Here is a 12,675-nt window from a genome sequence, read left to right on the forward strand (position 1 = left end):
ATGTCAGCACTGCGCAAATGGCTCTTCACCGGTCTGCTGGTCATCGTGCCCGGCGTCATCACCGCCTGGGTGTTGAACTGGATCATCAGCACGCTGGACCAGACCCTGCAGATCCTGCCGGAGCACTGGCAGCCCGACAAGCTGCTGGGCATGCACATCCCGGGTTTCGGGGTGCTGCTGACCTTGCTGATCCTGCTGCTGGTGGGCGGTGTGGCCAGCAATTTCGTAGGCCGCAAGTTGGTGAGCTGGGGCGATGCCATCATTTCCCGCATCCCGGTGGTACGCTCCATCTACTCCAGCGTCAAGCAGGTGTCGGATACGGTGTTCTCCGACAGCGGCAACGCGTTTCGCACCGCCGTGCTGGTGCAATGGCCGCGCGAAGGCGTGTGGACGGTGGCTTTCATCACCGGCCAGCCATCGGGCGAAGTGGCCAGCTACCTGCGCGATGAATATGTGAGCGTGTTCGTTCCGACCACGCCCAACCCCACGGGCGGCTACTTTGTGCTGATGCGCAAGAGCGATTGCGTGGAGCTGGAGATGAGCGTGGACACCGCGCTCAAGTACATCGTTTCGATGGGTGTCGTGGCTCCACCGCCGCTGCCGGTGCCCGACGAGCCCAACTGATAAACAACCCAAACAGCGCGCCCCACGAGGGCGCAGGAAGATAAACCGATGGCCATGCGCTCTGAATATTGCGGTCTTGTGACCGAGGCCCTGATGGGCCAAACCGTGACCCTGTGCGGCTGGGTGAATCGCCGCCGTGACCACGGTGGTGTGATCTTCATCGACCTGCGCGACCGCGAAGGTTATGTGCAGGTGGTGTGCGACCCGGACCGCGCCGAGATGTTCAAGACCGCCGAAGGCGTGCGCAACGAATTCTGCGTGCAGGTCAAGGGCCTGGTGCGTGCACGTCCTGCAGGCACGACCAATGACAAGCTCAAGAGCGGCCAGATCGAAGTGCTGTGCCACGAACTGAACGTGCTGAACGCTTCGGTGACGCCTCCCTTCCAGCTGGACGACGACAACCTGTCCGAAACCGTGCGCCTGACCAACCGCGTGCTGGACCTGCGCCGCCCGGTGATGCAGCGCAACATGATGCTGCGCTACAAGACCGCCATCCAGGTGCGCAACTTCCTGGACAAGCAAGGCTTCATCGACATCGAAACCCCGATGCTGGGCAAGTCCACCCCCGAAGGCGCCCGTGACTATCTGGTGCCTTCGCGCGTGCACGACGGCGAATTCTTCGCGCTGCCCCAGTCGCCCCAGCTGTACAAGCAGATGCTGATGGTGGCCGGCTACGACCGCTACTACCAGATCACCAAGTGCTTCCGCGACGAAGACCTGCGCGCGGACCGCCAGCCTGAATTCACGCAGATCGACTGCGAAACTTCGTTCCTGAACGAAGAAGAAATCCGTGCCATCTTCCAGACGATGATCAAGGAAGTCTTCCAGACCCAACTGAACGTGGATCTGGGCGAATTCCCCATCATGACTTACCAGGATGCGGCCTTCCGCTTCGGTTCGGACAAGCCCGACCTGCGCGTCAAGCTCGAATTCACCGAGCTGACCGACTGCATGGGCGATGTGGACTTCAAGGTCTTCTCCACCCCTGCGACCACCAAGGGTGGCCGTGTGGTGGCCCTGCGCGTGCCCGGCGGCGCTGCGATCTCGCGTGGCGAAATCGACGGCTACACCGAGTTCGTCAAGATCTATGGCGCCAAGGGCCTGGCCTGGATCAAGGTCAACGAAGTGGCCAAGGGCCGTGACGGCCTGCAGTCGCCCATCGTCAAGAACCTGCACGATGCAGCGATCGCCGAAATCCTGAAGCGCACTGGCGCACAGGATGGTGACCTGCTGTTCTTCGGTGCAGACAAGGAAAAGATCGTCAACGACTCCATCGGTGCGCTGCGCCTGAAGGTCGGTCACAGCGAATTCGGCAAGAAGAACGGCCTGTTCGAAGACAAGTGGGCACCGCTGTGGGTGGTGGACTTCCCCATGTTCGAATACGACGAAGAGAACGACCGCTGGGCCGCCGTGCACCACCCGTTCACTTCGCCCAAGGACGGTCATGAAGACCTGATGGACACCGATCCCGGCAAGTGCATCGCCAAGGCCTACGACATGGTGCTGAACGGCTGGGAACTGGGCGGTGGCTCGGTGCGTATCCACCGCGCCGACGTGCAGGCCAAGGTGTTTGCGGCACTGAACATCACGCCGGAAGACCAGCGTGCCAAGTTCGGCTACCTGCTGGATGCGCTGCAATACGGCGCACCTCCCCACGGTGGCTTGGCCTTCGGTCTGGACCGCCTGATCACGCTGATGACCGGCTCGGATTCCATCCGTGACGTGATCGCCTTCCCCAAGACCCAGCGTGCACAGGACCTGCTGACCCAGGCGCCTTCGCCGGTGGACGAGAAGCAGCTGCGCGAGCTGCACATCAAGCTGCGCAACGTGGCGGTGACCACCACCACGGCCGAGTAAGCCATGGCCTGATCCAGCGGTGGTGCTGCGGCGCTAGCCGCTGGCGAGCGACCCCTGCCAACGCCACCCAGCCTCCCGGCCGGGTGGCGTTTTTCATGGCCGTCGCTCCAAGGCATGAGAGCAGGGCGGGCATCCGTTATGGCTGAAAAATGCTGTGCTGCAGCATGGTCGTGGGGCGGCTCCAGCGGCTTTTCCGCGCAGGACACAGGTTTTGACCTTTTTCGGCCCGGCTGCGGCGCTACCATGGGGTGATGGCATCCATGGTTTCCTGCGCACCGGCGTCCGCCGCTGTCCCTGTGGCAACGGTCCCGGCCCCGGATAGCGCTTTCAAAATTCCGGAATCGGTGCTGGTCATCATCTACCGTGCAGATGGCCAGGTGCTGCTGCTGCGCCGCACCCAGGCGGCGCCCGAGGGGCAGCCCTTCTGGCAAGGGGTGACCGGCAGCAAGGACTTCGAAGGGGAAGACTGGCAGGCCACCGCAGTGCGCGAGGTGGCCGAGGAAACCGGCATCGATGCCCGAGCCCCCGGCTGCGTGCTGCAGGACTGGGCCTTGCAGAACACCTACACCATTTACCCGCACTGGCTGCACCGCTACGCCCCGGGTGTATGGTTGAACACGGAGCGGGTGTTCGGCCTGCGCGTGCCGATGGGCACCCGCGTGGTCTTGAATCCGCGCGAGCACACCGCATTTGCATGGCATGACTGGCGCGAAGCGGCCGACCGTTGTTATTCGCCCTCCAATGCCGAGGCCATTCTCCATTTGCCTGCCTATCTCACCGCATGATTGTTGAGTCCACCCCTTCCCCAGAGAAGATCACCGCGTCCGGCATCGTGCTGCCGCCCGAGACCGGTTTGCTGCGCGTGGCCACCTACAACATCCACAAGGGTGTGCAGGGCCTGGGGCCGACGCGGCGCCTGGAGATCCACAACCTGGGCCATGCGGTGGAACAGTTGGATGCCGACATCGTCTGCCTGCAGGAAGTGCGCAGGATGAACCGCAAGGAGGCGGCCTATTTCGACCGCTGGCCGGAAGTGGGCCAGGCCGAGTTTCTGGCCCCCGAAGGCTATGAGTCCGTCTACCGCACCAATGCCTATACCAAGGACGGCGAGCACGGCAACGCGCTGCTGACGCGCTGGCCGGTCAAGGGCCACAACCACCTCGATATCTCGGACCACCGCTTCGAGCAGCGCGGCCTGCTGCATGTGGAGGTGGAAGTGCGTGGCCGCTCGGTGCACGCCATCGTGGTGCACCTGGGCCTGATCCCCGGCAGCCGCGTGCGCCAGATCCATGCGCTGCAGCAGTTCATCGAGCACGAAGTGCCGCCCGGCGCGCCGCTGGTGGTGGCGGGCGACTTCAACGACTGGGGCAACCACATCAAGCGCATGCTGGCCAGCTTCGGCCTGTACGAATTTGAGGGTGAAGACCTGAGGGCGCTGACCTATCCCTCGCGCCTGCCGCTGGCCCAGCTGGACCATGTGTATGTGCGCGGCCTCACGCCCACCGGGCTGATGGTGCCCCAGGGCCGTATCTGGTGGCGCATGTCCGACCACCTGCCGCTGATCGCCGAATTCCGGCTGTAATGGGGCTGTGCGGGCGGACACGCTGCGCATCGCCATGGGCGACGGCTGTCGCATCGGTATTGGAGTGCTATCTAAAACGTAGCTATCTGTGCGCTCGCAGACTGCGTGATATGCCCATTTCCTTGTTGTGACTGTGCCCGGGAATCGCTGGTAACATGCTTGGCATGTTTAGTGATCTGGCTGCCAACCCCATGAATCCTGCGAACCCGGACGAGGGTACACCCGTCTCCGTGAAGATCCGTGAACGGATCACGGCAGCCCGCAAGCGCTTCAACGCCAATGACAACATTGCCGAATTCATCGAGCCCGGTGAGCTGGAAAAGCTGCTGGACGAGGTGGAAACAAAGATGCAGGGTGTGCTCGACAGCATGGTGATCGACACCGCCAACGACCACAACACCCGCACCACCGCGCGCCGTGTGGCCAAGATGTACCTGAACGAGGTCTTCAAGGGCCGCTATGTGCAGGCCCCGGCCATCACTGAATTCCCCAATGCCGAGCACCTGAACGAGCTGATGATCGTCGGCCCCATCACCGTGCGCAGCGCCTGTAGCCACCACCTGTGCCCGGTGATCGGCAAGATCTGGATCGGGGTACTGCCCAATGAACACACGAATGTGATCGGCCTGTCCAAATACGCCCGTCTGGTGGACTGGGTGATGGGCCGCCCGCAGATCCAGGAAGAGGCCGTGGTACAGCTGGCCGACCTGATCATGGAAAAAACCCAGCCCGATGGCCTGGCCATCGTGATGGAGGCATCGCATTTCTGCATGTCCTGGCGCGGTGTGCGCGAGATGGACAGCAAGATGCTGAACTCGGTGATGCGCGGCGCCTTCCTGAAGGACGCCAACCTGCGCCGCGAATTCCTGTCGCTGATTCCAGGGAGGAACTGATCCATGTTGGTGCGCCTGCTCTATGCCAGCCGCGCGGTCGATACCTCGCCCGCGGCCATCGAAGCCATTCTTTCCCAGTCGCGCGAGCACAACCCCTGCAATGGCCTGACCGGCGTGCTGTGCTACGGAGGCGGTGTGTTTCTGCAGGCCATCGAGGGCGGACGCAGCGCCGTCAGCCACCTGTTCGGTACGCTGATGCACGACGCACGCCACAAGGATGTGGAGCTGCTGCAGTTCCAGGAAATCGACGAACGCCGCTTTGGCGGCTGGACCATGGGCGTGGTCAACCTGAACAAGCTCAACCATTCCATCTTGCTCAAGTACTCCGAGAAGGCCGAGCTTGACCCCTATGCTGTCTCCGGCCAGGTGTCGTTTGCGCTGCTGGAGGAGCTGATGGCCACCGCATCCATCATCGGCCGGGCATGAAGCCGTATCGCTGACTTCACATCGCTCCAGCCCTTGCGGCTGGAACCAGGGGCCTTTCGGCCCCTTTGCTTTTCTGCTTTCGCTTTCGTTTTTTCTTGGCTTTTCTCGGGTCCAGTCGTTGTTATGAGTTTGCAGGCATTTGCGCTGATCATTGTGGCTGGTCTGATCCACGCGGGGTGGAACGTGGCGGCCAAGAAGGCGGGGGGCGACTCCCGCTTTGCCTTTTTCACCTCCATCATCATGATGGTCATCTGGGCACCGTTGGGCTGGTGGGTGGGGCGTGATGTGGTGCCTGGCTGGGGCAGGGCCGAATGGGCGGTGGTGGTCATCAGCGGCCTGCTGCACGTGGCCTACTACGTGACGCTGCTGCGCGGCTACCGGCATGCGGACCTGACCGTGGTCTACCCGCTGGCACGCGGCAGCGGGCCGCTGTTGAGCTCCATGGTGGCGATTGCCTTTCTGGGCGAGCACATCTCGACGCTGGGCGCGGCCGGTATTGCCGGCGTGGTGCTGGGGGTGTTCTTCATCGCCGGCGGTCCGGCGCTGCTGCGCCCGCGCAGCGACCCCGAAGCCCGGTTGCGCCTGCGCCGCGGCCTGCTGTATGGCGTGCTGACCGGCGTGTTTATTGCCAGCTACACCGTGGTGGACGGCTATGGCGTGCGCCTGCTGCTGATGTCGCCCATCCTGATCGACTACATGGGCAACTTTGTGCGTGTCTTCCTGCTGGCGCCGGTGGTGCTGCGTGATCTGCCGGAAGCGCGTCGCCTGTGGGCACAGCAATGGCGCTGGGCCGCCTTGGTGGCCCTGGTCAGCCCCGTGGCCTATGTGCTGGTGCTGTATGCCATGCAGACCGCGCCCATGTCCCACGTGGCGCCGGCGCGCGAAGTGTCCATGCTGTTTGCGGCGCTGATCGGCGGCCATCTGCTGGGCGAAGGCGACCGGGCCGTGCGTATCTTCGGGGCGGTGCTGATCGCCCTGGGCGTGACGGCCCTGGGACTGGGGTGAGGAACTCTGCAGCCCGGAAGGTTTCCGATGAAGAAGCAACCACCCGTCGCCATGTTCTCGGGAGTATGACCATGCCGTATCCAACCCCCTCTGTTGCGCGCAGCCCGGTGCGCCACCGCCGCTGGCAGGCATGGCTGGCGCTGCCCGTGCTGGGTGCGCTGCTGTGGGCGGCCGCCACCCAGGCCGCACCGGCGCCCTGGTACTGGTGGGTCAGCAAGCTGGACGGAAAGCGCGTCTGTGCGCAGCACATGCCGGCCAGTGGCTGGGAGCGGGCCGAAGGCCCGTTCACCCAGGCGGGCTGCCAGACGCAGCAGCCGCGTGCCTTGCTGGGTGGACCAGGGCGCTGACGCCAGGGCCCCAGCGCCCCAGCGCCGCGTCACCCACGCGCAAGCCGCCAACGGGGTGCCCGGCGTACCATGCGGGATGCACCGGCCGCAGGAGGCCGGAATTCCGCGTTGCCCACCGAGTTGCCCATGCCTTCCCTGGAATCCCTGACCGCGTTTTTTGGCGTTGCCGTGCTGCTGGCCCTGAGCCCCGGCCCGGACAATGTGTTCGTGCTGCTGCAGTCGGCCCAGAAGGGCTGGCGAGCCGGCCTGGCCGTGGTGCTGGGGCTGTGCGGGGGGATTCTGGTGCACACCACGGCCGTGGCCCTGGGCCTGGCGGCGGTGTTTGCCGCATCGGCCGCGGCGTTCACGGCGCTCAAATGGTGCGGTGCCGCTTACCTGGCCTATCTGGCCTGGGGTGCACTGCGGGCGCCCTCCAGCGTCAGCGACGGTCCTGTGCTGCAGGCCCGCGACCAGCGCCTGCCAGTGCGCGAGGCCCTGCGCATGGTGGGCCGGGGCCTGGTGATGAACCTGACCAACCCCAAGGTGCTGATCTTCTTCCTGGCATTTCTGCCCCAGTTTGCCAACCCGGCCCATGGCCCTGTGGCGCCGCAGATTGCCGCGTTTGGCGCGGTGTTCATGGTCGCCACCTTTCTGGTGTTTGGGGCCATCGCCTGCTTCAGCGGTGTGTTCGGCACGGTGCTGCAGCGTTCGGCCCGTGCCCAGTGGTGGCTGAACCGCCTGGCAGGCGTGGTCTTTCTGGGCATGGCCGTGCGCCTGGCCACGGTGCAGCGCTGAACCTGGTCTGGGCGGCGCGTGGTCAGTGCGGCAGGCCACGGCCGCTGAATGCCGTGCTTACACCGCTGCTGGCACAGGGATGGGATCTGCTGCGATCGCAGTGGTCTGCGGCGCAGCCTGGGCCATATCGCGCTGCAGTGCGGCCGGTGCCGAAGGATAGGGCGGCAGCGGGGCGCGCAGCTGCTCGAACGCGCGGGCCATCTGCAGCACGCCCAGGTCGTCAAAGCGCGGGCCGGTAATTTGCAGCCCGATGGGCAGGCCCTGGGCCGACTGCGCGCAAGGCACGGAAATGGACGGCTGCTCCGACATATTGAAGGGCACGGTGAACGCGATGTGCTCCAGCGGGCGCAGCGGGTCGTTGGTGGGCGAGGCCAGCTGCGCATCGAATGCAGTGATGGGCGCCACCGGCGAAAGCACATAGTCGAACGCCGCACAGGCCTGCACCGTGGCCTGGCGCGTGCGGAAGAACTGGTGCTGGGCGGCAAACAGCGCTGCGGCGGTCAGCCCGTCGGCGCTGTCGGCCCACTGGCGGATGAAGGGCAGCACCTTGTCTTGCTGCGCTGCAGGCAGGGCCTGCAGATCCATGTGGGAGCGCATGCGCCAGAAATGGTCCATGCCGTCCAGCATGTCGCGGGTCAGAAACGGAGCCATGGGCTCGACGATGGCACCGGCCTTTTCCAGCAGCGTGGCCGCATGCTCGATGGCCTGGCGCACCTCGGGCGCCACCGGCAGGCCGCAGCCCGCATCCAGCAGCAGGCCAAAACGCAGGCCGCGCAGGCGTTCCAGCCCGGTATCCAGCTGTTCCCAGGCGATGAACTGTGGCGGCAGCGCCATGCAGTCGCGTGCATCGGGCTGGGCCAGCACCATCATCATCAGCGCGGCGTCTTCCACGCTGCGTGTCATGGGGCCGGCACAGCGGCCGGTGTAGGGCGGGTCGATGGGAATGCGGCCCAGGCTGGGCTTGAAGCCCACGATGCCGCACCAGCTGGCCGGCAGGCGGATGGAGCCGCCGATGTCGGTGCCCACATGCAGCGGGCCGTAGCCGGCGGCCGCTGCGGCGCCGGCACCGGCGCTGCTGCCGCCGGGGCCTTTGGACAGGTCCCAGGGATTGCGCGCCGTGGCGTGGAAGCTCGACAGCCCGGAAGACAGCATGCCAAAGTCCGGCATGGTGGTTTTGCTCCACAGCAGCGCACCGGCTTCGCGCAGGCGGGCCGCGGGTGGGGCATCGGCCGCGGCAGGCACCAGGGCGGTGGCGGCCGTGCCCAGCGGCGTGGGGTCGCCGGCAGTGGCAATGTTGTCCTTGATGGTGGCCGGTACGCCGTCCAGCCAGCCCTGCGGCGCGCGCTGCTGCCAGCGGGCTTCGCTGGCGCGGGCCTGTTCCAGCGCGGCTTCGGGGCGCAGCAGGTAGGTGGCGTGCAGCTGGGGCTCCCAGCGTGCGGCCAGGTCCAGCACCGCCTGCATGACTTCGACCGGGGACAGCTGGCGTGCCATATAGGCCCGCAGCAGCTGGGTGGCACCCAGGGTGTGCAATTCGCTCATATCCCTCCTTTGCGGCCCCGCAGGGCGTTCAGAAATCAGATACCAGGAAAACGCGGCCGGCACAGGGTGCTGGCAGGGGCGGCGGCCGGTGCCGCCCTTCAGGAGATCAGGCCCAGGACAGTGCGGCCAGATCGTTCACAAAGATCGGCATGTCCTTCCACAGCCCGCGCAGCCCCTTGCTGGCCACGGTGACCCACTGCGGCTGGTAGAGAAAGGCGTGCACGCTGTCTTCGGCCAGCAGGCGCTGCGCCTCGCCCAGCAGGCGGGCACGGTCGGCCGGGCGCGGGGTGTTCTTGATCTTGTCGTAGAGCTGGTTGAACTGCTCGGACTTGTAGCCCCAGTAGTAGTCAGGCTTGGCGAAGTTGCCCAGATCGAATGGCTCGACATGGGAGATCAAGGTCAGGTCGTAGTTCTTGTTGGTGTAGGTGCCCGACAGCCACTGCGCCCATTCCACGTTCTGCAGCTTGAGCTTGATGCCCACCTTGGCCAGTTCGGCGGCAATGATCTCGCCGCCCTGGCGCGCATAGGGCGCAGGCGGCAGTGTCATGGTCAGCTCCAGCGGCAGCTTGACACCGGCTTCCGCCAGCAGCTTCTTGGCCTTGTCCACGTCATGCGGATTGATGCCGGTGGTGTCCACATATCCAAAGGCGCCGGGCACATAGTGGCTGCCGATGGGCACGCCATAGCCTTCGGCAGCGCCTTCGATCACGGTCTTGCGGTCGATGGCAGCAGCAATCGCGCGGCGCACACGGGCATCGTCCAGCGGCTTGCGCGCGTTGTTGATGGCCACAATGGTCTTGGCCCGCGAGCCGCTGACCAGCACCTGGAAGCGGGCGTTGTTCTTGAACTGCGGCACGCTGCGGGGCGTAGCGCGGGGGAAGGCGTCCACATCCCCGGCCATCAGTGCGGCCACCTGGGCGGCGGCGTCGGGAATGAAGCGGAAGGTGGCGCGGTGGATGCGGATCTTGGCGGCATCGCGGTACTGCGGCCAGGCCACCAGGGTGACCGAGGCGCCCTTGTTCCACATGCCCAGTTTGTAGGGGCCGGTGCCCACCGGCTTGGTGGTGTTGGTGGCGGCGCTTTTGGGCTCGACGATGATGGCCGTGGCCTGGCCCAGCACGAACAGGAAGTCGGGATCGATCTCCTGGGTGAGGATGACCAGCTGGTGCTCATCGACCACGCTGACCTTCATGCTGGCGAAGGTGCGCTTGTCCTTGTTGGTGCTCTTGTCCGAAGCGGCGCGCTCGAACGAGAACTTCACCGCCTGGGCGTTGAAGGGCTCGCCGTTCTGGAATTTCACGCCCTTGCGCAGGCGGAAGGTGTAGGTCTTGAGGTCGGGCGAGACGTCCCAGCTTTCGGCCAGCATGGGGGACACGCTGCCGTCGCTGTTGATCTTGGTGAGCGTCTCGAAGATGTTGTAGTGCACGATCTCCGCCACCGACGAGGCGGCGCTGGCCGTGGGGTCCAGCATGGGCGGCTCCAGCGTCAGTGCCAGGGTGACGCTGTCCTTCTTGCCCTGTGCCAGCCCGGTCAGCGGGTGCAGCAGGGGCACGGAAGCGAGTGCACCCGTGGTCAGAAGGTGGCGGCGGTTGATCATGGGGAAGGTCTCCGGTCGGATCTTGTTGTGGTGGTTGAATCAGGCTGCACAGCGTGCGCAGCGCACTCCGCTTTGTACACCACCCGGGGGTGCTGCCGTGTCGCCCTATGCGGCACTGGAGTCGGCGGCGCGGGCTTGGCGGCGCGCGCGCGCGCGGCCGGGGGCAATCGTGGGCGAGGCCTGCACCAGCTGGCGCGTATAGGGGTGCTGCGGGGCGGTGAACAGCTGCTCGGGCGTGCCGCGTTCCACGATGCGGCCCTGGTGCAGGACCACCACGTCCTGGCACAGCTGCTGCACCACGGCCAGGTCGTGGCTGATCAGCAGAAAGGTGACGCCATGGTGCTGCTGCAGGTCCTGCATCAGGTTCAGCACCTGGGCCTGCACGGACACATCCAGCGCGCTGACCGGCTCATCGGCCACGATCAGCTGCGGCCGGGTGATCAGCGCCCGGGCTATGGCAATGCGCTGGCGCTGGCCGCCGGAAAACTCGTGCGGGTATTTGTCCAGATCGCTGTCGCGCAGGCCCACCTGGGCCAGGACCTCGGCCACACGCAGGCGGCGCTGTGCAGCGGTGCTGGGCTCCAGCGCTTCCAGGGGCTCGGCGACGATGCGGGCGATGGTCTGGCGCGGGTCCAGCGATCCATAGGGGTCCTGGAACACGATCTGGAAGTGGCGCCGCAGGGCCCGCAGCTCGGACGCGGTCAGCGCGTTCAGGTCCTGCCCCAGCAAGCGGATGGTGCCGGCGCTGGGCCGGTCCAGCGCCATGACCAGGCGGGCCAGCGTGGACTTGCCCGATCCCGATTCGCCCACCACGCCCAGACTGCGGCCGGCGTGGATCTGCAGGCTGATGTCCTGCAGCGCGGCCACGGTTTCGGGCGCGCGCCACAGCTGGCGGCGCGGCAGCTGGTAGCTGCGCTGCAGATGCTCCACCTGCAGCAGCGGGGCGATGGCCGCGATGGCCGTGCTGGTGTCCGTGGTGGCCGTGGTCGCGGTATTCATGCGGCACTCCCTGCGACCATGCCGGAAGGGGGCAGCGCTGCCATGGCCTCGGGCCGCAGGCAGCGTGCCCAGTGCCGGTCGCTGCCGTCCTGGGGCACGGGCACGGGGCGCTGGCTGCGGCACTGCGGCTGGGTATAGCTGCAGCGGCCGCTGAAGGCACAGCCGGGCGGCAGATCGGCCAGCTCCGGCACGGTGCCGGCAATGGTCTGCAAGGGTGGCATGCGGCCATCGGGCAGGCGGGCGGCACCCAGCTGCGGGCGTGCGGCCAACAGGCCCCGGGTATAGGGGTGGGCCATGTGCCGGAACAGGGTCTCGGTGGGGCCGCTTTCCACCACGGAGCCGCCGTACATGACCAGCATCTGGTCCACGTTCTGGGAGATCACGCCCAGGTCGTGGGAGATCAGGATCAGGCCCATGCCGCGCTCGTCCACCAGATCGGCAATCAGATCCAGGATCTGCTGCTGCACGGTCACGTCCAGCGCGGTGGTGGGTTCGTCGGCAATCAGCACATCGGGCTGGCAGGCCAGGGCCATGGCAATCATGATGCGCTGGCGCTGGCCGCCGGAAAACTGGTGGGGGTAATCGCCCAGGCGCCGTGCGGCCTGCGGAATGCCCACGCGTTCCAGCAGGGACAGGGCCTCGGCCTGGGCGCTGCGTGCACCCAGGCCCTGGTGGCGGCGCAGCGGCTCGGCCACCTGGCGACCAATCGGGTGTACCGGGTTCAGGGCCGTCATCGGCTCCTGGAAAATCATGGCCATGCGGTTGCCGCGCAGCCGACTCCAGCCGGCCTCGTTCAGGTCCAGCAGGGACTGGCCGTGCAGGCGCACGCTGCCGTCGGTGCTGGCGTTGTCGGGCAGCAGGCCCATCAGTGCCAGTGCGGTGAGCGACTTGCCGCAGCCCGATTCGCCGATCAGGCCCAGCGTGCCGCCCCGCTCCAGCGCGAACGAGAGATCGCGCACGGCGCTCACCTGCCCGCGGTGGGTGTGCAGAGTGACGCAGAGGTGATCGACTTCCAGCAGCGGCATGGTGTTC

The 12,675-nt window shown here is 66.1% G+C and carries 13 protein-coding genes; 9 read left to right on the forward strand and 4 right to left on the reverse strand.

The window, feature by feature from the left end; translation table 11 throughout:
• The 9 genes from CT3_RS03890 to CT3_RS03930 all read left to right on the forward strand — a co-directional run bounded on the left by CT3_RS03890 (position 1) and on the right by CT3_RS03930 (position 7,508).
• Entirely contained in the window at positions 1-624 is a 624-nt protein-coding gene (locus CT3_RS03890; protein WP_066540605.1) for a DUF502 domain-containing protein, read from the forward strand.
• A 48-nt stretch (positions 625-672) separates the two neighbouring features.
• A complete protein-coding gene (gene aspS, locus CT3_RS03895; RefSeq protein WP_066540609.1) occupies positions 673-2,481 on the forward strand; it encodes an aspartate--tRNA ligase in 1,809 nt (602 codons plus the stop codon).
• A 344-nt stretch (positions 2,482-2,825) separates the two neighbouring features.
• A complete protein-coding gene (nudB, locus tag CT3_RS03900; protein ID WP_428042425.1) occupies positions 2,826-3,266 on the forward strand; it encodes a dihydroneopterin triphosphate diphosphatase in 441 nt (146 codons plus the stop codon).
• Positions 3,263-4,063: an endonuclease/exonuclease/phosphatase family protein gene (locus CT3_RS03905; protein ID WP_083520584.1), complete on the forward strand. Its 801-nt coding sequence runs from the start codon at positions 3,263-3,265 to the stop codon at positions 4,061-4,063. The genes nudB and CT3_RS03905 overlap by 4 nt, the downstream gene beginning before the upstream one ends.
• Positions 4,064-4,227: 164 nt before the next feature.
• Positions 4,228-4,956 carry a GTP cyclohydrolase I gene (gene folE / locus CT3_RS03910; RefSeq protein ID WP_066540614.1) on the forward strand — a complete coding sequence of 243 codons (729 nt, stop codon included), beginning with the start codon at positions 4,228-4,230 and terminating at the stop codon, positions 4,954-4,956.
• Between the two features lie 3 nt (positions 4,957-4,959).
• Positions 4,960-5,382, forward strand: a complete 423-nt coding sequence (locus tag CT3_RS03915; RefSeq protein ID WP_066540617.1) for a BLUF domain-containing protein — start codon at positions 4,960-4,962, stop codon at positions 5,380-5,382.
• A 123-nt stretch (positions 5,383-5,505) separates the two neighbouring features.
• Positions 5,506-6,387: an EamA family transporter gene (locus CT3_RS03920; RefSeq protein ID WP_066540621.1), complete on the forward strand. Its 882-nt coding sequence runs from the start codon at positions 5,506-5,508 to the stop codon at positions 6,385-6,387.
• A 71-nt stretch (positions 6,388-6,458) separates the two neighbouring features.
• On the forward strand, positions 6,459-6,734 hold the full coding sequence (locus CT3_RS03925) for a hypothetical protein (RefSeq protein ID WP_305954874.1): 276 nt from the start codon (positions 6,459-6,461) through the stop codon (positions 6,732-6,734).
• Between the two features lie 126 nt (positions 6,735-6,860).
• On the forward strand, positions 6,861-7,508 hold the full coding sequence (locus tag CT3_RS03930; RefSeq protein ID WP_066540876.1) for a LysE family translocator: 648 nt from the start codon (positions 6,861-6,863) through the stop codon (positions 7,506-7,508).
• Between the two features lie 57 nt (positions 7,509-7,565).
• Here the strand turns inward: CT3_RS03930 and CT3_RS03935 are convergent, their stop codons facing one another.
• From CT3_RS03935 to CT3_RS03950, 4 genes are all read right to left on the reverse strand, one after another.
• Positions 7,566-9,047, reverse strand: coding sequence for an amidase (locus CT3_RS03935; RefSeq protein ID WP_083520585.1), 1,482 nt, complete (start codon positions 9,045-9,047; stop codon positions 7,566-7,568).
• 106 nt (positions 9,048-9,153) lie between these two features.
• Complete coding sequence (locus CT3_RS03940) at positions 9,154-10,644, reverse strand: ABC transporter substrate-binding protein (protein ID WP_066540626.1); 1,491 nt, start codon at positions 10,642-10,644, stop codon at positions 9,154-9,156.
• Positions 10,645-10,749: 105 nt separating this feature from the next.
• A complete protein-coding gene (locus CT3_RS03945; RefSeq protein ID WP_066540628.1) occupies positions 10,750-11,643 on the reverse strand; it encodes an ATP-binding cassette domain-containing protein in 894 nt (297 codons plus the stop codon).
• Positions 11,640-12,668: an ABC transporter ATP-binding protein gene (locus tag CT3_RS03950; protein ID WP_066540630.1), complete on the reverse strand. Its 1,029-nt coding sequence runs from the start codon at positions 12,666-12,668 to the stop codon at positions 11,640-11,642. The genes CT3_RS03945 and CT3_RS03950 overlap by 4 nt, the downstream gene beginning before the upstream one ends.
• Positions 12,669-12,675: the final 7 nt, after the last annotated feature.

Source organism: Comamonas terrigena NBRC 13299 (assembly GCF_006740045.1).
GTDB classification, from domain to species: Bacteria; Pseudomonadota; Gammaproteobacteria; order Burkholderiales; family Burkholderiaceae_C; genus Comamonas; species Comamonas terrigena.

What these genes read in the sequence shown, in the direction of transcription:
- CT3_RS03950 (WP_066540630.1), bottom strand. Translation starts at nt 12,668, where the DNA reads ATGCCGCTGCTGGAAGTCGATCACCTCTGCGTCACTCTGCACACCCAC.
- CT3_RS03915 (WP_066540617.1), top strand. Translation starts at nt 4,960, where the DNA reads ATGTTGGTGCGCCTGCTCTATGCCAGCCGCGCGGTCGATACCTCGCCC.
- CT3_RS03940 (WP_066540626.1), bottom strand. Translation starts at nt 10,644, where the DNA reads ATGATCAACCGCCGCCACCTTCTGACCACGGGTGCACTCGCTTCCGTG.
- CT3_RS03905 (WP_083520584.1), top strand. Translation starts at nt 3,263, where the DNA reads ATGATTGTTGAGTCCACCCCTTCCCCAGAGAAGATCACCGCGTCCGGC.
- CT3_RS03890 (WP_066540605.1), top strand. Translation starts at nt 1, where the DNA reads ATGTCAGCACTGCGCAAATGGCTCTTCACCGGTCTGCTGGTCATCGTG.
- CT3_RS03925 (WP_305954874.1), top strand. Translation starts at nt 6,459, where the DNA reads ATGCCGTATCCAACCCCCTCTGTTGCGCGCAGCCCGGTGCGCCACCGC.
- CT3_RS03930 (WP_066540876.1), top strand. Translation starts at nt 6,861, where the DNA reads ATGCCTTCCCTGGAATCCCTGACCGCGTTTTTTGGCGTTGCCGTGCTG.
- CT3_RS03920 (WP_066540621.1), top strand. Translation starts at nt 5,506, where the DNA reads ATGAGTTTGCAGGCATTTGCGCTGATCATTGTGGCTGGTCTGATCCAC.
- folE (WP_066540614.1), top strand. Translation starts at nt 4,228, where the DNA reads ATGTTTAGTGATCTGGCTGCCAACCCCATGAATCCTGCGAACCCGGAC.
- aspS (WP_066540609.1), top strand. Translation starts at nt 673, where the DNA reads ATGGCCATGCGCTCTGAATATTGCGGTCTTGTGACCGAGGCCCTGATG.
- CT3_RS03945 (WP_066540628.1), bottom strand. Translation starts at nt 11,643, where the DNA reads ATGAATACCGCGACCACGGCCACCACGGACACCAGCACGGCCATCGCG.
- CT3_RS03935 (WP_083520585.1), bottom strand. Translation starts at nt 9,047, where the DNA reads ATGAGCGAATTGCACACCCTGGGTGCCACCCAGCTGCTGCGGGCCTAT.